Source organism: Alteromonas sp. OM2203 (assembly GCF_048517045.1).
Lineage (GTDB): Bacteria > Pseudomonadota > Gammaproteobacteria > Enterobacterales > Alteromonadaceae > Alteromonas > Alteromonas gracilis.
In genome coordinates this window covers 1,618,108-1,643,620 of sequence record NZ_CP183209.1, presented here as the reverse complement: position 1 = coordinate 1,643,620, position 25,513 = coordinate 1,618,108, and the positions used below count along the sequence as shown (strand labels likewise).

General features: G+C 44.8%; 14 protein-coding genes. 2 read left to right on the top strand and 12 right to left on the bottom strand.

The window, feature by feature from the left end; all coding sequences use genetic code 11:
• Window positions 1–49: 49 nt before the first annotated feature.
• The 3 genes from carB to dapB all read right to left on the bottom strand — a co-directional run bounded on the left by carB (window position 50) and on the right by dapB (window position 5,582).
• On the bottom strand, window positions 50–3,271 hold the full coding sequence (gene carB / locus ACM0P2_RS07375; RefSeq protein WP_159120196.1) for a carbamoyl-phosphate synthase large subunit: 3,222 nt from the start codon (window positions 3,269–3,271) through the stop codon (window positions 50–52).
• A gap of 13 nt (window positions 3,272–3,284) precedes the next feature.
• Window positions 3,285–4,415 carry a glutamine-hydrolyzing carbamoyl-phosphate synthase small subunit gene (carA, locus tag ACM0P2_RS07370; RefSeq protein WP_159120197.1) on the bottom strand — a complete coding sequence of 377 codons (1,131 nt, stop codon included), beginning with the start codon at window positions 4,413–4,415 and terminating at the stop codon, window positions 3,285–3,287.
• A gap of 363 nt (window positions 4,416–4,778) precedes the next feature.
• Entirely contained in the window at window positions 4,779–5,582 is an 804-nt protein-coding gene (gene dapB / locus ACM0P2_RS07365) for a 4-hydroxy-tetrahydrodipicolinate reductase (RefSeq protein ID WP_419227508.1), read from the bottom strand.
• A 365-nt stretch (window positions 5,583–5,947) separates the two neighbouring features.
• On the opposite strand from dapB, the gene ACM0P2_RS07360 reads away from it, so the two are divergent.
• Window positions 5,948–6,628 (top strand): cytochrome b/b6 domain-containing protein, encoded by a 681-nt coding sequence (locus ACM0P2_RS07360; RefSeq protein WP_159120199.1) that lies wholly within the window; start codon window positions 5,948–5,950, stop codon window positions 6,626–6,628.
• Between the two features lie 68 nt (window positions 6,629–6,696).
• Here ACM0P2_RS07360 and ACM0P2_RS07355 read toward each other — a convergent pair whose 3' ends face one another.
• From ACM0P2_RS07355 to grpE, 6 genes are all read right to left on the bottom strand, one after another.
• Entirely contained in the window at window positions 6,697–8,613 is a 1,917-nt protein-coding gene (locus tag ACM0P2_RS07355; protein ID WP_419227507.1) for a propionyl-CoA synthetase, read from the bottom strand.
• Window positions 8,614–8,762: 149 nt separating this feature from the next.
• On the bottom strand, window positions 8,763–11,333 hold the full coding sequence (locus ACM0P2_RS07350) for a GGDEF domain-containing phosphodiesterase (protein ID WP_159120201.1): 2,571 nt from the start codon (window positions 11,331–11,333) through the stop codon (window positions 8,763–8,765).
• A gap of 379 nt (window positions 11,334–11,712) precedes the next feature.
• A complete protein-coding gene (locus ACM0P2_RS07345; protein ID WP_159120202.1) occupies window positions 11,713–12,195 on the bottom strand; it encodes a c-type cytochrome in 483 nt (160 codons plus the stop codon).
• Between the two features lie 466 nt (window positions 12,196–12,661).
• Window positions 12,662–13,795, bottom strand: a complete 1,134-nt coding sequence (dnaJ, locus tag ACM0P2_RS07340) for a molecular chaperone DnaJ (RefSeq protein WP_159120203.1) — start codon at window positions 13,793–13,795, stop codon at window positions 12,662–12,664.
• A gap of 204 nt (window positions 13,796–13,999) precedes the next feature.
• Window positions 14,000–15,925, bottom strand: coding sequence for a molecular chaperone DnaK (gene dnaK, locus ACM0P2_RS07335; RefSeq protein ID WP_159120204.1), 1,926 nt, complete (start codon window positions 15,923–15,925; stop codon window positions 14,000–14,002).
• A gap of 116 nt (window positions 15,926–16,041) precedes the next feature.
• A complete protein-coding gene (grpE, locus tag ACM0P2_RS07330) occupies window positions 16,042–16,665 on the bottom strand; it encodes a nucleotide exchange factor GrpE (RefSeq protein ID WP_159120205.1) in 624 nt (207 codons plus the stop codon).
• A gap of 302 nt (window positions 16,666–16,967) precedes the next feature.
• Between grpE and ACM0P2_RS07325 the strand changes: the two genes are divergently transcribed.
• Window positions 16,968–20,531 (top strand): PAS domain-containing hybrid sensor histidine kinase/response regulator, encoded by a 3,564-nt coding sequence (locus tag ACM0P2_RS07325; RefSeq protein WP_419227506.1) that lies wholly within the window; start codon window positions 16,968–16,970, stop codon window positions 20,529–20,531.
• A 158-nt stretch (window positions 20,532–20,689) separates the two neighbouring features.
• On the opposite strand, the gene ACM0P2_RS07320 is transcribed toward ACM0P2_RS07325, so the two are convergent.
• The 3 genes from ACM0P2_RS07320 to ACM0P2_RS07310 all read right to left on the bottom strand — a co-directional run bounded on the left by ACM0P2_RS07320 (window position 20,690) and on the right by ACM0P2_RS07310 (window position 25,000).
• Window positions 20,690–21,583, bottom strand: a complete 894-nt coding sequence (locus tag ACM0P2_RS07320) for an aspartyl protease family protein (RefSeq protein WP_159120207.1) — start codon at window positions 21,581–21,583, stop codon at window positions 20,690–20,692.
• 209 nt (window positions 21,584–21,792) lie between these two features.
• Window positions 21,793–22,461, bottom strand: a complete 669-nt coding sequence (locus ACM0P2_RS07315) for a response regulator transcription factor (RefSeq protein WP_159120208.1) — start codon at window positions 22,459–22,461, stop codon at window positions 21,793–21,795.
• A 178-nt stretch (window positions 22,462–22,639) separates the two neighbouring features.
• Window positions 22,640–25,000, bottom strand: a complete 2,361-nt coding sequence (locus ACM0P2_RS07310) for a TonB-dependent receptor (RefSeq protein ID WP_159120209.1) — start codon at window positions 24,998–25,000, stop codon at window positions 22,640–22,642.
• Between the last annotated feature and the right edge of the window lie 513 nt (window positions 25,001–25,513).

Here is a 25,513-nt window from a genome sequence, read left to right as displayed (position 1 = left end):
TCACACAAATGTAATATTGCTAGGATACCTCGTATCCTAGCTTATGTCATTAGTGTTTAAGTCTAGCGTGCAGTTCTTGAACTGAAGCTACTTTATTACGGTCATCGGCAGACTTAGCTCGAATAGTAGCGAATGCTGCATTCATCGTGGTGGTGTAAGTTACCTTATTCACCAAGGCTTCACGACGAATATAAACCGAATCGGTAATAGCTTGACGACCTTCTGTTGTATTAATCAAGTAGGCGTATTCGCCGTTCTTAATGGCGTCAACAATGTTAGGACGGCCTTCCGATAGTTTATTAACCACCGTGCTCATTATACCTGCATCGTACAAAGTAGTTGCCGTACCGCGCGTTGCTTCAATGCTGAAGCCAGCGGCAACCAGGGCCTTAGCAAGTTCAATGATTTTAGGCTTGTCGGTTTCACGCACCGAGATAAGCGCTTTACCTTCTTTAGGCAAAGGTGCACCGGCGCCTAAATTCGCTTTAGCATATGCCTCTTCGAAAGTATCACCAACCCCCATAACTTCACCAGTAGAGCGCATTTCTGGGCCTAACAGTGGGTCAACACCTTGGAACTTAGCAAACGGAAGTACAACTTCTTTCACAGAGTAAAAAGGAGGAATAATTTCTTCCGTTACACCCTGTTCAGCAAGGCTAACGCCAGCCATGGCGCGTGCTGCGACTTTCGCTAATGGAACACCCGTTGCCTTAGACACGAATGGCACCGTACGCGCTGCACGAGGGTTAACCTCGATAAGGTATACTTCACCGTCTTTAATCGCAAACTGGGTATTCATCAAGCCCACAACGCCAAGTTCAAGGGCCATGGCTTTTACCTGTTCGCGCATTACATCCTGAATTTCTTTTGAAAGCGAGTGCGGAGGTAATGAACAGGCAGAGTCACCAGAGTGAACACCCGCTTGTTCAATGTGTTCCATGATGCCGCCAATCACAACCTCTTTGCCATCGCAGATAGCGTCGATATCAACTTCAATAGCATCGTCAAGGAATCGGTCTAGCAATACTGGCGCGTCGTTAGACACTTTTACCGCTTCGTTCAAGTAACGCTTAAGGTCTTTGATGTCGTAAACGATTTCCATCGCGCGACCACCAAGCACGTAACTTGGACGAACAACCAGCGGGAAGCCAATCTCTTCGGCCATAGTTAGCGCTTGCTCAACGTTAGTTACCGTAGCATTCGCTGGCTGCTTAAGATTAAGCTTGTTAACCATTTGCTGGAAACGCTCGCGGTCTTCCGCACGGTCAATCGCCTCTGGCGATGTACCCATGATTGGAACGCCAGCGGCTTCGAGAGCACGGGCAAGCTTAAGTGGCGTTTGACCACCATACTGCACGATAACGCCTTTTGGCTGCTCTTTAGCAACGATTTCAAGCACATCTTCAAGAGTTACTGGTTCGAAGTATAGGCGATCTGACGTGTCATAGTCGGTGGACACCGTCTCAGGGTTACAGTTAACCATAATAGTTTCGTAACCGTCTTCACGCATTGAAAGCGCAGCGTGAACGCAGCAATAATCGAATTCAATACCTTGACCGATACGGTTAGGGCCACCGCCCAATACCATAATCTTATCTCTATCAGTTGGCGCAGCCTCACACTCTTCGTCATACGTAGAGTACATGTAGGCTGTACTGGTAGAAAATTCTGCGGCGCAGGTATCTACACGCTTGTAGACTGGAGAGATACCAAAATCACGACGGGTTTCACGAATATCGCTCTCAGCCACTTTTGTTAATTCAGCAAGACGCGCATCTGAGAAGCCTTTACGCTTAAGGGCACGCATAAAGTCAGCATCAATACCAGGTAAGCCAAGCTCAGCTACTTTTGCTTCAAGAAGAATAAGATCTTCAAGCTGAACAAGATACCAGCGGTCGATATTCGTAAGGTTAAATACCTCATCAACAGACATACCCATACGGAATGCATCACCGATGTACCAAATACGCTCTGCACCCGGTTGGCGAAGTTCATAAACCACTTTATTGCGTGATTCAGGGTCTTCAAGATCAACCATTGGATTAAGGCCTGTCGCACCAACTTCAAGACCGCGAAGGGCTTTTTGCAGTGATTCCTGCTGGTTACGACCAATCGCCATTACTTCCCCCACTGACTTCATTTGGGTAGTCAGGCGGTCGTTAGCACCGGCAAACTTTTCAAAATTAAAGCGTGGGATCTTAGTCACGACGTAGTCGATAGACGGCTCGAACGACGCTGGCGTTAAGCCACCTGTAATGTCATTCGCTAATTCATCTAACGTGTAACCTACCGCAAGTTTCGCCGCTACTTTCGCAATAGGGAAACCCGTTGCTTTTGAAGCAAGCGCAGAAGAACGAGATACACGTGGGTTCATCTCGATGATGACCATACGGCCCGTTTTCGGATCTACACCGAACTGTACATTTGAACCACCGGTTTCAACGCCAATTTCACGAAGTACAGCCATGGCTGCATTACGCATTATTTGGAATTCTTTATCGGTCAACGTTTGTGCCGGTGCAACAGTGATTGAGTCGCCGGTGTGAACACCCATAGGGTCGAAGTTTTCGATAGTACATACGATGATGCAGTTGTCTGCTTTATCGCGTACTACTTCCATTTCGTATTCTTTCCAACCTAGTAACGATTCATCGATGAGTAGTTCGTTGGTTGGAGAAAGGTCGAGACCGCGGGTACAAATTTCATTGAACTCGTCAATGTTGTACGCGATACCGCCACCGGTTCCACCCATGGTGAAAGACGGACGAATAATACAAGGAAAGCCGATACGGCTTAACACATCGTGCGCTTCATCCATAGTGTGCGCAATTTCTGCACGTGGACATTCAAGGCCAATGTTTTTCATTGCTTTGTCAAAGCGTTCGCGGTTTTCCGCTTTATCGATAGCGTCTGCCGTTGCACCGATAAGCTCGCAGCCGAACTCGTCAAGTACGCCGTGCTTATCGAGCTCCAGTGCGCAGTTAAGTGCAGTTTGACCACCCATTGTAGGTAAGATGGCATCTGGGCGTTCTTTTTCGATGATCTTGCGAACTACTTCCCAGTGGATAGGCTCGATGTAGGTTGCATCTGCCATTTCTGGGTCGGTCATGATGGTTGCTGGGTTAGAGTTAACCAAAATAACACGGTAGCCTTCTTCGCGAAGGGCTTTACACGCTTGCGCGCCTGAATAGTCGAATTCACAAGCCTGGCCGATAACAATAGGGCCAGCACCAATGATAAGAATACTTTTTATGTCGGTACGTTTTGGCATAGCGGGCTAATTCCTACTGCTTGTGTTGTTCAATAAGTTCAATGAAGTGGTCGAATAACGGCGCCGCTTCATGAGGACCTGGGCTGGCTTCAGGGTGACCCTGGAAACTAAACGCAGGCTTGTCGGTGCGATGGATACCTTGCAACGACTTGTCGAACAACGAAATGTGAGTTACTTCTAGGTTATCTGGCAAGCTAGACTCATCCACAGCAAAACCGTGGTTTTGGCTGGTGATCATAACTACATTGCGCTTTAGGTCTTTAACCGGGTGATTTGCGCCGTGGTGACCAAACTTCATCTTCACTGTTTTAGCACCGCTTGCAATAGCAAGTAGCTGGTGACCTAAACAAATACCGAATACTGGCGTACCGGTTTCGACGATGGTTTTAATTGCGCTAACTGCGTAGTCACATGGCTCGGGATCGCCTGGTCCATTTGACAAAAATACACCGTCAGGATTCATGGCTAGCACGTCTTCGGCAGGCGTTTGCGCTGGAACCAAAGTCACTTTACAACCGCGGTCAGCTAGCATGCGAAGAATATTGTTTTTCACACCGTAATCGTATGCTACGACATGGTACTTAGTTTCACTTGGCGTTACGTAACCTTTGCCAAGTTCCCAACTACCTTCTGTCCATGTTTTTGGTTCAGTGATGCTTACGACTTTTGCTAAATCCATGCCTTTAAGACCTGGGAAAGCTTTTGCTTGCGCTAAGGCGCTAGACTCGTCTAATTCATCAGAGCAAATAATGCAGCCGTTTTGTGCACCTTTGTCTCGCAAGATACGCGTCAAGCGACGTGTATCAATGTCAGCAATACCCACAACGCCTTTCGCTTTAAGGTATTCAGACAGTGTTTGCTGTTGACGAAAGTTGCTAGCAACAAGAGGTAAATCACGAATTATCAGACCCTTCGACCAGATTTTATCTGCTTCGACGTCTTCTTCGTTAGTTCCGGTGTTGCCAATATGTGGATAAGTAAGGGTGATGAGTTGTTCAGCGTAGGATGGGTCGGTGAGAATTTCTTGATAGCCGGTCATGGAAGTATTGAAAACAACTTCCCCGACGGCGGAGCCAGTAGCGCCTATCGCCGTACCTTTAAAAACAGAACCATCCTCTAACACCAAAAGGGCAGAATTAGCCAAGTCAACCTCCAGATTAAGGATAACTATGTGTTTGCGCATTTTTTTGCACAAACCCCACAAAAAACGGGAGTTATTGATAACAATACATCCCGTTTTACGATCTTTGCAGCTAATAAAACCGCACTCTTCAGCCGGTTTGACAGCTTCAGAATACGAAATTCTGGCAAATTCCGGCGAGTATACATTACTGACCGAAAATGGCAAATTTATTTGTAATAATTTACTAAAATAACGCTTATACCACCTTTTTTGCGCAGAACCACCGAAAGTACGGCTTATTGCTCATTTATAATGCAACTTTAGTTTAACACTTTAGTAACGCCCTAACGTTAGCTTGCTTTTTACAAGGTAACAGAGAGCCATCTAAAGCTTCAATTCTAGTACATCAACCATGGAGTATAGACCAGGTTGCTTACCATACAACCATTTTGCTGCATGCACTGCACCTTTAGCGAAGGTTAAGCGGCTTGACGCTTTATGCGTTATCTCTAATCGCTCACCTATGTCTGCAAATAGCGCGGTATGCTCACCTACAATGTCACCAGCTCTAATTGTCGCAAAACCAATGGTCCCCTGGTCTCGCTCTGGCTCTTTGCCTTCACGTCCATAAACTGCACATGACTTTAAATCTCTGCCCAATTCATCGGCAATTGCTTCGCCTATTGCCATTGCCGTACCTGATGGCGCATCTTGTTTAAATCGGTGATGCGCTTCAGTAATTTCGATATCTGCGGTTTCACCCAGTACGCTCGCCGCCTGTCGAACGAGTGACAACATAAGATTTACGCCAACGCTATAATTTGCCGCAAAAACAATTGGGATATGTTTAGCCGCCTCATCTAACGCATTAAGTTGACTGTCGTTGAGACCAGTGGTCCCAATAACGACAGGCATGTTGTTGTCGACACACCACGCTAAATTGCTTTCAATAACAGAAGGTAATGTGAAATCGATCATCACGTCGGCGTCATTTCCGCTTAAGTCAGATAGCGCCGAGCAATCGATTTTTTTCTTACCAATACCTGCGAGCTCGCCTACGTTTAAACCGACCCATGGAGAATCGTCACGCACTGTTGCAACACTAAGTTCTGCATCATCAATTAAATCAAGTGCTTCAATAAGAACACGCCCCATGCGCCCATTGGCGCCAAACAATCCTACTTTCATTATTTGTATTACACTTTTATTTGCCTTCAACTAGCACGCATTTTGCCAAATACCCCCACTATTGCAATGCGAGTTTCATAATAAATACGCATAACAACAAACGTAGTAAACCCTTGGCTTTTATACAGTCCAGTGTTAATTCACGGAAAAGCGTGGGTATAGGCTCAGATAACATTGTTCTAAAGACAATTCGATGAAGTTTATGCACTGTTTGCACTCTTCACACACTAAAACTCATTCTCCCCAGACTCGATAGATATTTTCGATAAACCTACTCGCTTCAACGCTCATCAGGCTTGTTTTCTTAGCCTAGTTGAGTGACGCTGTAGTCACTTATTACTATTTTCAACGTAAATAAAAATACTATGCAGAAAGTACTTGTTTGGGATATTCCCACCCGCGTTTTTCATTGGCTTCTTGTTTCAAGTCTCTTGGCCCAGTATGCAACAGCCGAGTGGTTAGAAAATGCAATCCAGTGGCATTTCTATATTGGATATTTCACCCTATTCCTGGTTATCTTCAGGATTATATGGGGTTTTGTAGGAACGCAGTACGCTAGATTCAGCAGCTTTGTTACAGGTCCGCGAAAAGTAATCCGCTACATGAAAACCTTGTTTGATAAAGACTCAATGCCTTCAATCGGGCACAATCCACTAGGAGGCTGGTTTGTTGTCATAATGCTCGTTTTAGTAGCGGTTCAAGCAATTTCTGGCTTGTTTATGACGGACGATATATTTCTAGATGGCCCCTATCGACCGCTGGCAGATGAACAAACACTAGCGCTGATGAATTCTCTTCACCACCTTACTTTCGACTTATTGCTTTATGTTATTACTCTGCACATTGCTGCAGTCGTTTTTTACGGCATTTATAAAAAGCAAAAATTAGTGCCTGCTATGGTACATGGGAAAAAGGTATCAAAAACAGTGGGCATTACTGGCTCTCGATTAATTAGCGCACTTGTCGTCGCATTACTCGCCGCAGCTATTGTATATGTAGCAATTGAAGTTTATCCGCCAACTCCAGAAATAGAAGAATATTATTAGCTTGGCGTTCAAGGGCCTCAGACATAGCGTCCACAGGCCCAAGCCATCCCCACTTCAGCAGTTAAAAACTAAGCTTCACAATTAAGTGAGTTTGGTACTTCAACCAAACCTTTTTGACGCATTAAGGATTCAATTTCTTTTACGCTGGCGGGATCATCAATCGTCGATGGCACAGATACTGTCTCGTTCGCTGCAATTTGACGGAGCAATTTTCGTAGAATTTTACCTGAGCGAGTTTTAGGTAGTCGCTCCACAACAATAGCTCGTTTAAAGCACGCTACAGGGCCAATGGCGTCACGTACACGCTGAACTAGGGCTTTCTCCAATTCTTTTTCATCAACTGAAACCCCATCTTTTAACAATACTAACCCAACTGGTAGTTGACCTTTGAGTGCATCGTTAACACCAATCACACTGCACTCGGCGATGGCAGGGTGTGCAGCTAACACTTCTTCCATTTCCCCTGTTGAAAGCCGGTGCCCTGCGACGTTAATGACGTCATCAGTGCGCCCCATTATGAACACATAACCATCTTCGTCCACATAGCCATTATCGCCAGTGCTGTAGTACCCATCAAACTCACGTAAATAGCCGTCCTTAAAACGCTGATGATCTTGCCAGATTGTTGATAAGCAGCCCGGAGGTAGCGGTAATTTGATTGCTATCGCCCCCTTTTCTCCCGTTGTTTGTTCTTCATTGGGGCCTTTTAAAACTTTTACATTAAAGCCAGGCGTAGGAACACTTGAAGAACCGGGCTTGGTGTCCATGGGTTCCAACCCCATTGGGTTAGAACAAATGGGCCAACCGGTTTCTGTCTGCCACCAGTGATCGATGACTGGTACACCTATTTTTTCAAGTGCCCAATAATAGGTAGGAGGATCTAGTCGCTCACCTGCCATAAACAATGTTCGTAGGCTAGATGTATCATATTTGGAAAAAAACTCAGCATCTGGATCTACTTTCCTGATTGCTCTAAACGCTGTGGGGGCAGCAAAAAGCACATTGATTTTATGGTTTTCAATCATACGCCAAAACGCACCAGCATCAGGTGTGCCCACAGGTTTTCCCTCATAAAGCACAGTAGTAGCGCCTTTAATCAGCGGTGCGTAAACAATGTAGGAATGGCCCACAACCCAGCCTACATCTGACGCTGCCCAAAATACATCGTCCTCACTAATGCCGTAGATAGATCCCATAGAATAGTGAAGCGCGACAGCATGCCCGCCATTATCCCTCACCACACCTTTTGGCTTGCCGGTAGTTCCCGAGGTATAAAGCACATAAAGTGGGTCGGTGGCGTCAACCGCGACGGGCGCGGCTGGTGTACTATTTTCTACCAATGTATTCCAGTCATGGTCGGTCTCCTCGTCTACTTTTGCCGTTAGCTGCTCTCGCTGAAACAAAACACAAGCGCTAGGCTTATGGCTGGCTAACGATACGGCTTCATCAACAAGAGGTTTGTAAGGAAGTATTTTAGTTCCTTCGATGCCACAAGATGCGGTTACAATGACTTTGGGTTTTGCATCATCAATTCGCACGGCAAGTTCATTCGCGGCAAAACCGCCAAAGACAACCGAGTGAATTGCACCAAGACGGGCACAAGCTAGCATGGCAATTGCTGCTTGAGGGATCATAGGCATATAAATAATGACCCTATCTCCCTTTGACACACCCAAGGTCGAAAGTCCGCCCGCGAATGCAGTAACCTGTGAAAGTAATTCATTGTAAGTAAAGTATTGCGTTGTCTGTGTGACCGGCGAATCATATATCAGGGCCGTCTTTTCACCTCGCCCATTTTTTACATGATGATCTAGCGCTAGGTACGATGTGTTGAGTTGACCTCCCCGAAACCAGTCATAATAGCCATTATCTGTCGCTTGGCAGCCTTTTGAGGGAGGCTCGAACCAAGCAATGTTGCTAGCCTGTTGTAACCAAAACTCATCGGGATGCTGTGTAGAGGCAATGTATTCATTTTTATAAGTCATAACCATGTCCTGAGTAGGGTTTATGTTCAACCTACTTCAGTTCACGACAATATGGTTATAAGACTTCAGGCGTAGACTTCATAACCACATGATTTACATAATATTAAAATTTTACTTTCAAACTGAGCGCGAAATATTTACATATAACGCTATTGCGAATTATGCCCTAACTTGTCACGCCAATCGCTAATGCTCATGGGCTTGTCAAGATAAAAACCTTGAAAAGCACTGCAACCGCACGCTTTAGCTTGGTCGAGTTGCTGAGTAGTTTCAATGCCCTCTGCTACTGTATTTAAATGGAGTGCTTTGGCCATATTGCAAATACTTGTTACTAAAAGTGTTTTCTGTTCTGAACCTTCCATCGCTTCAATAAACACCTTATCAACCTTCAACTCTTTAATAGGTAAATCTTGAAGATAATTAAGGTTTGATTCTCCTATTCCAAAATCGTCGATTGATAGGGAAAAACCTTGTTCAGCAAGCTCTCTTACACGATACTGAATGATACTTACCCCCCTTATTAGCGCGCCTTCTGTCAATTCCAGCGTTAAACTTTCGTGCGGTACTTGCCATTTGTTTACGATCGCTAAAAACTTGCCGACGAAATCAGCTCTCGCCAAATGCTTAGCGCTGATATTAATGGATAACTTGGTGTCGATGTGCTGGGATTGACAATCTTTTAATAACTTACATGCTTCATTGCAAACCCATAAGCCAAATTCAGCAATGTATTCATTCTCTTCTGCAATTGGAATGAATTCAGCGGGGTTAACTACGCCGAGATGTGGGTGGTTCCACCTTAATAGTACTTCAGAGCTGATAACATTATTTAGCCCATCATATTGAGGTTGTAACTCGATAAATAGCTCGTCATTGGAGATCGCTCTTCCCAATGAACGCTTCACGTAGCTGTAACGTTCGACATCGCTTGCTTTGATATGAATATAATCATTTGCACTCGGTGGTTGGTCGCTAATTACGCGCCGAGGTTTATGCGCCAACGTCTCACGTATTTTTTTAAACGAAAAATGCGTAGTAGGCAAAGTACAGCTAATTGTTTGAGTTTCTATTGTTAGAAGGCTGTTGTGAAGCGTGATTGGCAGCAGAACGTGCTCTTGCAGCTGGTTGGCGTAGCTTTTTGCAACCCTTATCGCATCTGCTTCTTCGCTGAAACACTGGTCGATGTGAAGAAAAAATGCGCCCCTACTGCATTTGAATACACGCGCTTTATAACAGCCTTTATCTTCGAATACTCGAACGAAACGGCTGGCTAAAATACGTGATATGTAATCAATAGTTGGCTCTCCAAATGCTTCTTCATACTCGTTAAAGTTGCAAATATTTACGCACATAAACAACGAAAGAGGCTCAGATGAACTAGTTAGGCGCCCTTTCTCGCCAAGATAACGCTCAAATTGATGTTGATTAGGAAGACCTGTTACCGCGTCTGTTAGCGCAAGTTGCTTAAAGTGCTCCAACTCGAGGTAATGGGATGACACATCTCTAATGGAAGCCACCATAAGCCGCTGCCCATCAATGATACAAGGCTTTAAGCTCACCTCACATGAAACGCGCTTGCCACTCTTATGCCGCAAGCATTCCCTTACATCTCGTTTTTCAGCACAGGTTTTAAAAACTGCACTAAGATTCGAAAACAAAGAGAGGCTATCGCTATTTTGCACTTTTGTGGAAATCAATCTTACGTCTTGCCCTATCAACTCGTCAGGTTCGAAACCTAAAACGCTAGAAAGATGATCATTGGCTGACAAAATAGTCCCATTTTCATCTATACATAACACTACGCTATCAACACTGTTTAACAATGTGGCCAGGTAATTCGTATAGTTATGTTGCGACTCCGAAAGTCGTTGAATATCAGTTTCATCCTGGGCCGTGCCATAGATGCGTGCTATCTTTAAGCCTTGGCGTTTACTTTTTTCAATTTGTAGAAATACAGAAAGCTTAATACTTTTTGTTTGGCCTTGGTTATCTCGGAAGTTAAAGTGCATGGAAAACTGACGGTCACCCTTCAACGCTTTTATTATTTTACGCTTTAGCGTTACCTTATCGCTCGGCGCTATCATCGAAAGGACTTCACGGAGGCTGACATTTCTAATCTGTGGCAAGCCCAAGAACTGTTTCATGACCGCAGTTGAGGAAAAATTCCCTGCAAACCTATCAATCTCCCACGCGCCCACCTTAGAGATTGAACTCACTTTTTCTAAAAGGGACAGCTGCTCAGACAGTTTATCGGAGTAAGGGTGTCTTACTAGCTCATACTGATAACTCACCTCTACTTTTTGCCGCGTGATATCAATAAGCGCGTGTTGTCGGGCATTCAGCACATTGTGCTGCACAAAGGTAAGTAAAACGCCTATCACCTCACCTTGAACATCACGTATCATTGCCACCACAATATGGTGGTTGCAATATTGCTTAAGGGAGTCTGGTAACTCAAATTCGCTGCATGGAATAGGCGCACTCAAGTGCGTAAGTGGAAGCATAAGCAAAACGTGAGAGGGAAACACAATGCTTTGGGCATCATCTAATGAATGATTTGTATCGCTTGCGACAATCGTAGCTCGACCGCTATTTTGATTTATTGAAGCTAATAAAATGCAAAGGGCATGCGCTTTGGTTTTGTTCTCAGTGAGAAGCGCAGCGAAGTTGTGCTGCGTGGTTCGTACTGTCGATAACATGCGTTCACTGCGTAAATCCATCTAAGCAAGCCTTTTAATAATCCATTAATTTAAAAATAGTGACATCACATGATGTTAGTAGAGTAAAGGCAGCATTCCTTGTGTACCTTCTATTTACCTGTGTAGCGTATGTTTTAATTCACCTTTATGAAAGGTTTTATCAAAATTCTAATTGCTACATTAACTGTTTTTAGTGACAAGCGAAGTGTTGACATGTTCTGAAATATAGCCAACTACCGTATATTATTCCAGCAATTTCACGTAAATAAATGCTCAGACATTAGGCGAAGTTATTAAGAGAAGAAGTAAGGACTATTTACTGAAAAGGCGCTCCACTGTTCCACGCTATAAGAGAAAAAATGAAATGGAAAAAAGAAGCGCCTTTAAGATATTTGATTGCTTAATCTTTTTTATAATCGTCGTGACACGATTTACAGCTTGCGCCTATTTTTCCAATAGCACCGCGATACGCACTTTCATCGCCCGCTTTAACTGCCGCTTGTAAGCCTTGTGCTGCAGTTTTAAGCGCCATCACTTTTGTTTCAACATCTGAGAAATTGTCCCAAATTGTATCTTTCGCACCGGTTTCAACGTCAAACTTACGTGTATCAACGGAAAGGTAATCACCCATCATATCAGCAAGCTGCTCTAGACGTACTGCGTTGGTTTCCATAACGCTTTCATCAAACGGTAGCGCGCCTTTTGCCATTCCACCAAGCGGCCCCATATTGCTGCGTACCAGCTGAAACACTGCTTGACGGTACTGCGTAGCCGCTTTAGCGTGTTTTTCTGAAGACGCCTCTGTCACATCAGCTGCTACTGATGTTGACACTACCACACCCGCCGTTGCCACAGCGATAATCGCTTTATTGAAAAATTTCATGCCTGTTCCCTTTGTTTGAGTTGGTTATATCTACAAAATTCGTATGCAAATATCTAATCTTTTACTTATAAGTCTATCGTGACGAATAGTTTGTGCCAGCGCAAGAAATATAACGGTGAATTGACGTAGTGGAGAGATTAATCCCAATCTAAGACACATAAAGAACATCTGCAAAGTCCCACCACAGCGAAGTTTCGGACAGACACTTCCCCATTAAATCGAAGGACAGTTTCGGACAGTCATTCAGACAGTTTCGGACAGTCATTCAAATTTGCTCGCAACAAAGTTTTAGCTTGGTGCAGCGCAGTTCTGGACAGACACTTACCCATCAAATCGAAGGGCAGTTTCGGACAGTCATTCGTATTTGCTCGCAACAAAATTTTAGCTTGGTGAACGACTTTGTAGGCATAAAAAAGCCCTCTGAATGAGGGCTTTAAAATAGAACCAATGATAATCGCATATCTAATTAGTTAGTTAAGTCATCAAAGAATTTTTTGACGCCGTCGAAGAAGCCTTGCGCTTTAGGGCTGTGCTTGCTTGACGCTTTGCCCATAGACTCTTCTAACTCTTGCAATAGCTCTTTTTGGCGCGATGACAAGTTTACTGGCGTTTCAACCACAACTTTACACATTAAGTCGCCCATGGCGCCGCTTCGAACAGACTTAACGCCTTTGCCGCGTAAACGGAACATACGGCCAGTCTGCGTTTCGGCGCTAATCTTCAGCTTCACCTTACCATCTAACGTTGGTACTTCTAGCTCACCGCCTAGTGCAGCTGTCGTAAAGCTTAAAGGAACTTCGCAGTATAGGTTGTTGCCGTCGCGCTTAAAGATCTCATGCTCACGCACGTGAACCTGAACGTACAAGTCGCCTGCCGGCGCACCGTTTTCACCCGCTTCGCCTTCACCAGAAAGACGGATACGGTCGCCTGTGTCTACGCCTGCTGGAATCTTAACGTTAAGGGTTTTGGTCTTTTCTTTACGACCATGACCGTGACAGCTGTTACAAGGGTCTTCAATAATCTTGCCCTTGCCCGAACATGTCGGACAGGTTTGCTGCACAGCAAAGAAACCTTGGCGCATTTGAACTTGGCCGTTGCCATGACAGGTTGGACAGGTCTTAGGTGAAGAGCCTTTTTTCGCACCAGAGCCATCGCACACGTCACACTCAACCAAAGTCGGTACGCGAATATCTACGCTCTTACCGCGAACCGCTTCTTCAAGACTTAGTTCTAAGTTATAGCGAAGGTCTGAACCTTGACGCGCGCGAGACTGACGTCCACCGCGACCGCCACCGCCAAAAATGTCGCCAAATACATCACCAAAAATATCGCCGAAGTCGGCACCACCACCGAAGCCGCCACCACCGCGGTTTGGATCAACACCCGCGTGGCCGTATTGGTCGTATGCAGCACGCTTCTGCGAATCTGACAGAATTTCGTAGGCTTCCTGGATTTCTTTAAATTTATCTTCCAGGCCTTTATCGCCTTGCGTACGGTCAGGGTGATACTTCATCGCGAGCTTTTTGTACGCTTTTTTAATTTCGCGTTCGCCTGCGCTTTTATCTACCCCGAGTACTTCGTAGTAGTCTCGTTTCGACATATCGTTTACATATCCTACTTTTTGTCGACAAGCTTATAATGCTTGTCGAATCTACATCTGACTGTTGTGAAAATAACCTGATTAAGTTCTCAATAACCCTAGGCTATTTACACCAAGTTATTTACACAACAAAGGCGCAACAAGAATGTCCTGTTGCGCCTGAACTGCTTACACAGCCCGGCGCGCCGGGCTAATCACAACAGTTTATTTTTTATCGTCGTCTTTCACTTCTTCAAATTCTGCGTCAACAACGTCGTCGTCAGCTTTACCAGAGGCTTGCTGCTCAGCACCTTCCGCGCCACCAGTTGCTGCTTGTTGAGCTTGCGCCGCTTCCATCAGCTTGCTAGACGCTTGAATAAGTTCTTGCGTTTTTGCTTCGATTTCTGCTTTGTCTTCGCCTTTAACTGCAGTTTCAAGTGCAGTAAGTGCTTCTTCAATTGGAGCTTTATCTTCTGCACTTAGTGCATCGCCAACTTCTTCAAGCTGTTTACGTGTGGCATGAACCATACCATCAGCTTGGTTACGCGCTTGAATTAGCTCTTCAAACTTCTTATCAGCTTCTTTATTCGCTTCCGCGTCAGCTACCATTTTTTCTACTTCTTCATCGCTTAGGCCTGAAGAAGCTTTGATAGTGATCTTCTGCTCTTTACCTGTGTCTTTATCTTTCGCAGACACGTGTAGGATACCGTCAGCATCTAGGTCGAAGGTTACTTCGATTTGCGGTACACCGCGCGCTGCTGGACGAATTCCTTCAAGGTTGAACTGACCAAGAGACTTGTTACCGCTTGACTGTTTACGCTCACCCTGTAGTACGTGTACTGTCACCGCAGACTGATTGTCTTCTGCCGTCGAGAAGGTTTGTGACTTCTTCGTTGGAATCGTCGTGTTTTTCTCGATTAGCGCAGTCATTACGCCACCCATTGTCTCGATACCTAGAGACAGAGGCGTAACGTCCAGAAGTAGTACATCTTTAACATCTCCAGAAAGTACACCACCTTGGATTGCTGCACCTACTGCTACCGCTTCATCAGGGTTAACGTCTTTGCGTGGCTCTTTGCCGAAGAACTCAGTTACATACTTCTGTACAAGCGGCATACGCGTTTGACCACCAACAAGGATGATGTCGTTGATGTCGCCTACAGATAGATCTGAGTCAGCTAGTGCTTGCTTAAGTGGGTTAAGCGAGTTCTTAACTAGATCTTCAACTAATGACTCAAGTTTTGCACGAGTAAGCTTAATCGCTAAGTGCTTAGGACCTGTTGCATCAGCAGTGATGTAAGGCAGGTTAACTTCAGTCTGTTGTGAAGAAGAAAGTTCAATCTTCGCTTTTTCACCGGCTTCTTTAAGACGCTGCATAGCAAGCGGGTCTTTACGAAGATCGATGCCTTGGTCTTTCTTAAACTCTTCAACCAAGTAATTAATAACACGGTTGTCGAAGTCTTCACCACCAAGGTGTGTGTCACCGTTAGTCGCTAATACTTCAAACGTGTGCTCGCCGTCTACTTCATCGATTTCGATGATAGAGATATCGAAGGTACCACCACCTAAATCGTAAACTGCAACAACGTTGTCGCCTTGCTTCTTGTCCATACCATAGGCAAGAGCAGCAGCAGTAGGCTCGTTGATGATACGCTTAACTTCCAGACCTGCGATGCGGCCCGCGTCTTTTGTTGCTTGACGCTGAGAATCGTTGAAGTAAGCAGGAACAGTAATAACTGCGCCAGTTACTTCTTCGCCAAGGTAGTCTTCAGCGGTCTTTTTCATTTTCTTAAGTACTTCAGCAGAAATCTGAGGAGGCGCCATTTTTTCGCCTTTTGCTTCTACCCACGCATCACCATTATCAGCACCTACAATTTTGAAAGGCATGATGTCGATGTCGCGCTGTACTTCTTTGTCTTGGAAGCGACGACCAATTAGACGCTTAATTGCGAATAAAGTGTTGGTCGGGTTAGTTACCGCCTGACGCTTCGCTGATTGACCTACAAGTGTTTCACCATCGTTTGTGTAAGCGATGATTGAAGGGGTTGTACGATCGCCTTCCGCGTTTTCAATTACGCGAGGTTTGTCGCCGTCTAGAACTGCGACACATGAATTCGTTGTACCTAAATCGATACCAATGATTCTACCCATTTCGTGTCTCCGAATGATTTTCTTAATACTGTACTTTTAGTGGGGTTATTCCCCGTATTTTCAATAGATGCCAGTAAAAAAACTGGCATTTTTGTGTGTTCGTCGCAAAAAGCGTTTTAGGCCTGCGTATCCACACCGCCGCTTGGCGCACGCGATACCATAACCATGGCAGGACGTAGCAAACGACCATTAATTTGATAACCTTTCTGCATAACCGCCATTACTGTATTTGGCTCGTGATCTGCACTTTCTTGCATAGACATGGCCTGATGTAAATCAGGGTTAAAGGTTTCGCCCTGCGGATTAATAAGGCTTAATCCAAATTTCTCAATAGTGCTTAAGAAAGTTTTGTGGGTCATTTCCACACCTTCTAATAGCGGCTTCACAGCTTCATTGTCACCATCGGTCATTTCGATGGCGCGCTCTAAGTTATCGATAACCGGAAGCAGTTCGCCAGCAAAACGTTCAAGCGCAAATTTACGAGCTTTTTCTACTTCGCCTTCAGCGCGACGACGTGCGTTATCAGCATCTGCGCGCGCTCGAAGTACACCATCCTGCTGTTCTTTAATGGTTGCTTGCGCCTCAGAAAGTGCGGTTTCTAGTTCGTAAATGCGCTGCGCATTTTCGTCTAGCTCCAAACCTTCTGTTTCTGATGCTTCTACCTGCGCTTCATCAGCATTAATTACAGTTTCATCTACTGTATTTTCTTGTTCTGCCTGCACGTCGCGATTATCGCTCATGCCTACCTCCAAACGTTTTTCTAAATTAGGCGATGCCCAATAACACTAAAATTACTGGGAATAACTTTGTTGCGCTTAGTTATGGGGCTAGTTTTAAGGTGATCAAGGGTATCCACACATTTTTTGTGGATGATTTTTTAAAATCTTTGAAAGTGACGCTTTAGGTCTAGTAAATCGTGATTCATAAATGAAGATGTGACGCCTGTAAATTCCATGTTAATGTAAACTATTAAAAAAACGCCCTTTATCGCACGATAATAAATGCGTGCAGCTACACGGACTATCTATTACACGGAATACCTATGCTGAGTATCTGGACGGTTGGCACTATTGTCGGTTTTTACCTTCTCGCGCTTTTCGCTTTAGCATTTTGGGGCGACAGGCATTTACGCGATAATCGGCAGCACCCTGTGCTTTATAGCCTAGGACTTGGCGTACACTGTACATCTTGGGCTTTTTTCGGCACCACGTCGCAGGCTGCCCAATATGGCTGGGCAGTTATTCCCACCTATTTAGGCATTATGCTCACCATGGCATTTGCCTTTCCTGTAGTGCTTCATATAAGTCGATTATGTCAGCAGCACAACATTAGTTCGCTAGCAGACCTCATCTCACTCAAGTACCAACACTCTCATCTAATCGCCGCACTTATCACGTTGCTATGCTTTTTTGGTGTTGTGCCCTATATAGCATTGCAGTTAGACGCCATTACGAAATCAATAAATTTGCTTACCGCAGAGCCACAATCAAGCACACCTTGGTTGAGTATTTACGTAGCAAGTTTACTGGCCATATTTGCCATAACTTTTGGTACGCGTACGCTAAACTTGACGGAAAAGCATCCTGGATTACTTCTAACCATTGCTTTCGAGTCGGTGATAAAGCTTGTGGCGCTTTTGGCAGTAGGCGTTTTTGTTTGCTTCTTTTTATTCGATGGCGTCTTAGATTTAGTTTCTAACGCCTCGTCAAATGACAGTGCCAGGGATGTCATTTACGCTGATAGCGCACCCTGGGTTTATGCATCACATGTAGTTCTTGGCGTTTGTTCCATGTTCGTACTACCTAGGCAGTTTCATATGAATTTTGTCGAGCAAAACGGTGAGAGCGAGCTTCGTACTGCAAGGTGGTTGTTCCCACTCTATCTACTCGGTATGACGTTGTTTGTTATCCCCATCGCCCTTGCCGGCAAAATGCTGCTTCCATCAACAACAAGTTCAGATGCCTACGTACTTGCCCTGCCCCTATCGACCGACAACATTGCTCTTTCCGGCTTTGCTTTTATTGGGGGGTTATCGGCTACCACCAGCATGGTAATTGTAGCTACCTTAGCCCTAGGGATCATGATTTCCAATAATGTGGTCACGCCACTTTGGCTAAAGGCGCGACTGAAAACATCACCTAACCGCTCTATGGAGCCGAGCAACATTCTTTCAATCCGGCGGCTTACCGTTTTAATCGTACTTAGCATCGCACTGTGGTATCACTTAAATATTAGCCAAGCTGCGCCTTTGGTGAAAAGCGGCGTAATTGCCATTGCTTTATTGGGGCAATCTATGCCTGCACTTATGTTTGGTATTTACTGGCAACGGAGTACGAAAGCTGCAGCTATTTGCGCATTGCTAGTAGGCTTTATTTGTTGGGCTGTATTTCTGCTCTACCCCAGTTTAATGTCTAGCTACTATTTTAACCCAGTACCTACTGACCAAGCTTTAGGCCTTGGATTTGCTTATTCATTAATGGCCAACTGCATAACCTTTATTGCAGTAGCGCTGATCACATCAAAACGAGGCGCTAACGAGAATAATGTAGAAACACCACATGACGGTGCTCCTCATCTACTGGTAAAAGTCCGTGACTTAATAGCGCTTACCGAGCGTGTTCTCGATACCGGTACTCACAGTCAACTTGTGCAGCAACTTTCTGTGGATGTTAACCGCGCCGCAAGCAGCGGATATGCCAGTCAGGCTCTTATTAACAGAGTGAACAAACTCCTTGCCGCCCAGGTAGGAGCACCGAGTGCGCGAATATTATTGGGCGCGATAGCTGATACCGGCAGTGATAGCTTGCCTGAACTGGTTGATTGGGTAGAAGAAGCGTCCCAATCGTTTCAATTCAACCATGAAGTACTTCAATCGTCTGTGCAAAATATCGAGCAAGGTATAAGTGTACTTGATGACAAACTACAGTTGCTGGCATGGAATGACAGATACGTAGAGCTTTTTGCCTATCCCAAGGGATTTCTCAAAGCAGGCATGTCTATCACTGAAATACTCAACTTCAACGCCAAGCGAGGGTTATTCAGCCCCTCATCTATTAATAAACGGGTGAGCTATATGCGTGAGGGTACCCGCCACAAGCATATTCGCAAGCAGCCTGACGGAAAAGTTATAGAGCTAAATGGTGCCCCGCTTCCTGGCGGCGGCTATGTAACCACTTATAGCGATATTACTGAGTACATGGCAATACAAAAAGAACTAGAAAGCGCAAAAGAAGACTTAGAAGAAAGGGTTGCGCTACGCACTGCCGAATTAGAAGACGCAAAAAGCCAAGCTGATAAAGCTAATGAGAGTAAAACCAAATTTTTGGCAGCGGCCGGGCACGACCTCATGCAGCCCTTCAATGCCGCAACACTGTTTGCCAGTATGCTAAGTAAAAAAACGCAAGGCAGCGAGCTGGCTGTGCTATCAGAGGGCGTCGTAAATTCGCTGGATAATGCGCAATGTTTACTTTCGATGCTGCTTGATATTACCAAGTTAGATGCTGGTGTATTAACACCGCAAAAGACCATATTCCCTATCGACGACATGCTGTCTTCGTTAGTTCAGGAGTTTAGCGTGATTGCTAATCAAAAAAGTGTTGCGCTCAGGTATGTTAAAAGCGACGTGTATGTGTACTCAGATAAAACTTTGCTGCGTCGAGTAATACAAAACTTGCTGTCTAATGCTGTACGGTATACTACGAAGGGCTCTGTTTTAGTTGGGGTCAGGCGCAGTGACTTAGCATATACAAAACGTGCAATAAAGCTTTGTGTTTACGATACGGGTTCAGGGATCGCTGAGCATCATCAGCAAGAGATTTTCAGTGAGTTTCACCAACTCGATAGCAATAATAAAGGTGAAGGGATCGGGTTGGGCCTCACCATTGTCGATAAGATATGCAGATTGCTAGAACATGAAGTGGCGCTTTTATCATCGCCAAATAAAGGTAGTTGTTTTAGCGTTACTGTACCTAGAGTGCATCACCCCCAGAAGAACCCATCTCCCGGTGGAGCGCAAACGCCTTGCCTTCGTAACTTTTCGATTAATGCTAACAACCATGGCTTAGCAAGTAGCACTGAAGATAATACGCACGTAGTTTCTGGTGCAGAAAATGAGGAAAGTAGCCTAGCGGACGTTAAAGCTAAAACGATAGACGCGCACCCGCGCGTTGATCATGCGGGCCTAGTTCAGCCATATTCTTTTAGTACCGTGAAAAGAAGTTCTGAACTATTTTTAGCTGACACCCACTTTCTTCTTGTTGAAAATGATGAGCAAGTAGCAAATGCAATGTGCACACTCCTTAAGGATTGGGGAGCAAGAACAACATTAATCACTTGCAGAAAAGATGTCTTGAACCTTGCACAAAAACACTATGACGCACTTATTGCCGACTATCATCTGAACTTTGGGGAAACCGGTTTTGATGTGGCAACATCATTGTCTCGCGCCGAAGTGAGCTTTGCATTAAAGGTATTGGTTACCGCAAATAGAAGCAACGAAATAAGAGAAGAAGCAACAGCTCATCAATTTAACTATCTGCCTAAACCCTTAAAGCCAGCGGCACTGAAGCGACTACTAAAACAGTCTCTTACTCGTGAGCACTGGTAGATTACCGGGCTAAAAACGCAGAGCGATGGGGTTGATTATGTCTAGAGACATTGGCTACTCAATAAAAGGGTTTACTAAACGATGTCGTTTGCCGTAGTTTTTATAAGTAGCCAAACGTTTGTCTTTAGCTTTAGCTTTAGCTTTAGCTTTAGCTTTAGCTATTGAGGCAAGTCAATGTGAAGTTTTCCGTAGCGATAATCCAATGTCACAATAAAATCTTTTAGCAGGTCATAACCAATTAGCCCAACCACTCGCTTGCCACCGATTCGACTGCCCGTTCTCTCGTACTGACTTTCTAAGTTAGTGGTTTGCCCTTCTGCGGGAAAGCTTACTTTAACGTCACTAATTTCAAACGGTCCAAATTTTACTACATCAGACATAGCAAATTCGTTCACGCCTGAGCTATTTGCACCAAATGATGTACTCGCCCCTTCTACTTTTTCAAGCAACCCCGCTTTTGATGCAGCGCGACGGTCAATAAGGATCGTACCAGCGTTTCCTGTATCTATTAGAAGCCATAGGGATACACCGTTAATATCCACCTGCGCAATGGGCATACCTGACCCTTTTTGTGTGGTTGCAGGCACGTTTGCTACCTCACTCATATCGACCGAATCTCGGGTCACAAGGCGAATTTTTCTTTGTGGGTAGTCTAGTTGAACAACGAAACTATTGAAAAAGCCGGCCCCTAGAAGTAAACCATTTGAATGATGGCCAAGGTTTGTTTCCACTAATGAATCTAACTCAAAAGTAGTACCAAAAATTTCAACATCGACATTGTTATAGGCTGTTCTTTTTTCAACGCCGTAAACACCTCTTACATTTACAGGTCGGCCTTTATGTAAGTCTAAATTGTGCTTTCCAATAAACGCGCGATTAATGCTATTTATTTGCGCTCCAGAATCCAGCATTACCCGCGATTCTATACCCTCAATGGTAATTGGAAGAAATACATGGCCGTTGTCTAACGTAAAATCAGTCCACTGCGTAACAGCACTGAATGCATTGTGAGAGGTAACGAGAAAAGTAATAAAGAATAGAAAATGCTTCATAATATCCCTTTGTATTTTTATATTTTATTCCTTCGTCATTACGTTATCACAAGAATAAAAATAGGTCGAATTTACACTGTCCCCATTTTTAAATTTTGAGAATCATCGAGAAAGAGGCTCTCGAAAATAAGCTTAGCTAAAGCGGTTATAGTACATTCAGCTAACACCTCATTTTATCGAGGCTTTAACTACGTGAAAGCCACACACTCTTAATTCAAATGCATTGCATTTTTAAACGCTATGCCAGCCTTGGTTCTATTGATCACGCCAAGCTTTCTTAACACGGCTGACACGTGTTGTTTAACAGTGGACTCTGAAATTGCTAGCTCGTAGGCAATCTGCTTATTAAGCAAACCGTCTGAAACCATGCGAAGTACTTTAAGCTGATGAGGCGTGAGTTGCTTCAATCGTCGAGTAAAATCATCGTCGCCGCTACTACTATTATCATCAAGACCCGCGGACGTATTCAGCCCGCCTGATGACATTTGTGATGTGGCAGGAACCCAAGTCTCACCATCAAGTACGGTATTAACCGCGTCAATAATGCAATCGACAGAAGCTGACTTAGGAATAAAACCGCTTGCACCTAGCGCAAACGACTTAGCCATAACATCGCAATCTTCCTGCGCAGTAACCACAACAACCAGCACGTCGGGATGTAACGCATGCACCTCGGCAAGGCCATTTAATCCTTCGTTGCCAGGCATGGTAAGGTCTAGGAAAAGTATATCAATATCGTTATTTGACGATAAACAGTTAAGGGTATCAGGAAAGGTGGACGTTTCTACAAGCGAAATGTGATCGATGCTATTAAGCGCATGACACATTGCGGCCCTGAACAACGGATGATCGTCAGCAATCAGGATTTTTACAGACATAATGCTATCAACTTGTAACTACCTTGTTAATTTGCATACTACCACGCCAGTGAAAAAAGTTAACGTTATTGCTTAGGTAAAACTCGCATGACATGAGCATCTCTGCGTTAAGAGCTACAGCAAGCATGCCTAGGCACTTAGGCCTAGACATAGCAAGTGAATCTAAATAGTTCTCTACCTAGAATCTATAGCCAACCGTCAAGTGCACCGTGCGCGGGTCGCCATAGTAACCAATAAGCGTAGTGTCACCGCCTAAGCCGGGACCAAAGTTACCTTCGCCATCTTGAGTGACAAAGTCGTAACCACCAACCAGATATTCTTCATCGGTCAGATTCTTAACGTGTAATCCGGCATACCAGTCGCCTTCAACACTTTCCCAGCGGGCGCTTAAGTTCACCATGCCGTAGGCATCTTGCTGAATTAGGTCGCTGGTTTCAAAGATAAGGTAGTCATCGCGATAATAATAGTTGGCGTTGAACGTAACATCCCCAAAGCTTGTTTCCAGTAAGTAGTTGGCATTGAAATTAAACGTATTTTCCGGCGTGCTTGCCAAACCGATAAGTGGAGGAATGGCGTTATTTTTCTTAATCTCAAAGTCGATATAGCCATAGGCAACATCAAACTGTAGGTTATCTGACGCTACCCATGTCATTTCTAATTCTGCACCTTTTGCCGCAGTTTCCGCCGCATTGCGTAAGCGCTGATCAAGAGCAGTAGGGTCAGACAAATCTCCCTCAACACCTATGTATTGACGGTCCTTATGATCATAGGAGAACAAGGTTACGTTCAGGCGAAGCGCATCAGTTAGGTCACTTTTAACGCCCAGTTCAAAGCTATCTACTACCTCTGGTTCAACACCAGGCTCATTAATTTGAGCGCGTGGGTTAAATGTGCCAGATTTAAAGCCTTGGGAATAGCTGGCAAAGAACATAGTATTTCGGTTCATCTGGTATTCTACGCCCACTCGCGGCGTGAATCGCGACCAGCTTTCCACCGCAGGCGCATCAAGTACATCATCACCGTTAGTATCTGTACCAAGTACTTGAGGGACAAGCTGCCCATCAGGACGAACATAACCGTCAATCCAATCGGTATAAGGATACACGTTGTCAAACACCAAGCCGTTATTTACGAAGGCTGACTTTTCTTCATCAGTAAAGCGAGCACCTAAAGAAAGCGATAGCTTGTCGGTAACGTCATAGCTCATTTGCGCATAAGCGGCCCAGCTTTCTGAGTTGTTGCAACCGGTCACTTCCCTGGTTAATCCTGGCGCTCCTAATGATTGACCGAGCACACCTAGGATTGCGTCAAAGTTTCCGCAGCTTTCACCGTCATAGAAATATAATCCCGACACAAGACTAAAAGTATCTCCAATATAGTTTGCTTGAAGCTCGTGGGTATCATTGCTGTCATCATATTCTGCGGGCACGTCAAAGATGGGCAACGGCGTGTTGTCAAAATCGATATTGGTAGGTGAATAACTTTCTCGATGTGAGCCAATATACTTAAGCTCTAAGTTGTCATTCACGTTATAGCGCGCTAACCAGTTATACCCTTCTAGCTCAACTTTATTCCACGTCGGTAGACTGGTATACGAGTCGTACACTGAATCCGGCACAGGTGCATCGGTTAAGATACTTGGGATTAAGCGGTAGCCTCCTTTTGCATTAGACGTGTCTTCTGTTTTGTCCCATCCGATTCGGAAAAATAAATCTTCGCTAGGGTGAATTTCAAGAGATACTCTCGCTGCCCACAAATCTTTGTTGTAGTTTTCTTTATCTTGATTTGGCAGTGCGCTGATCAGGTATTCGCCGAAACCATCGCGGTTCAAGTTAGCATATCCCACGCCGAGATAAACCGTATCCTCGATAAGAGGAATTTGACCGGTAACTTTAATATCACGCTGACTATAGCTGCCTACCGTCGCCTCTACATTCATCTGAGTGTCGCCGGTCATCTCTTTGGTCACATACTTTACTGCACCACCGATTGTATTTTTACCGTATAGCGTACCTTGAGGACCGCGCAATACTTCAATTCTTTGCACATCTAACAGGTCAAGTACCGCACCTTGAGGACGCGCAATATAGACGTCATCAACGTAAATCCCAACCCCTGGTTCATAGCCCCATAGCGGATCTTGCTGGCCTAAGCCACGAATAAAAGCAGTAAGCGTTGAATTCGTTCCGCGGCTTGTTTGCAGTGTGGTATTCGGAGAAAACTGCTGGATTTCGGTTAGCACGCTGATGCCTTTTTCGCCAAGCTCAACGGCGCCAATGGACGTGATCGCAACCGGTGTTTCTTGAAGCGACTCCACGGTTCTTCGCGCTGTGACTTCGATGCGTTCTAACTTACCTTTCTCTGCATCCTGATCACTTGTCGGCGATTGATTTTCTTGTGCAAACGCTGGCGTAGAGCAAAGTACGCCGGCGACTGCAAGAGCACAGAGGCTACGAGCGGGCCTGTTAGCCACAGCGCATGTATTTGATTTTCTTTTGTAGGATGAAACCCAATTTAGTGTGTGTGTTGATTTAGACATAGTGAGTCCTTGTTGTTCTAAGTTATAGGGCCTGTTGATCTTTGCTGTACTTTTTTTACAGCGGTCTGTGTGCTATCTAGACAAGGCGGATGTTTGACGGTCTAGTGGTTCTAAATCGAAAACATTCAACGCAGTTTAGATGGCACACAGGCGCTGCCCTTAGGGGTCGTTATGGAAGACTTTTACTCGTTGTCACAGCCCTTTAACTTAGCCCACTAGGCTTGCAGGACTGTTTCGCGATTAAAAGGCTTCCATTTAGACCAAAACTTGTACAGAAAAAATCAACAGGTCCTCATCACTGCCGGATGTATTGCCTACGGTCAAAATCACTTTAGTTAATTAATTGTTAATAGTATGTAGTACCATCGTACTATGGGATTTTGGTAAAAGTGACGTCAAACTCTGGGTCTGTTATGAATGCTTTTTATCTGATTTGTATACACTTTGCGGTTTTGAGTGTGTGCAAATCACTAATCGACTTAACTGTTTCGGATCATCTGCGGTCACAGATTT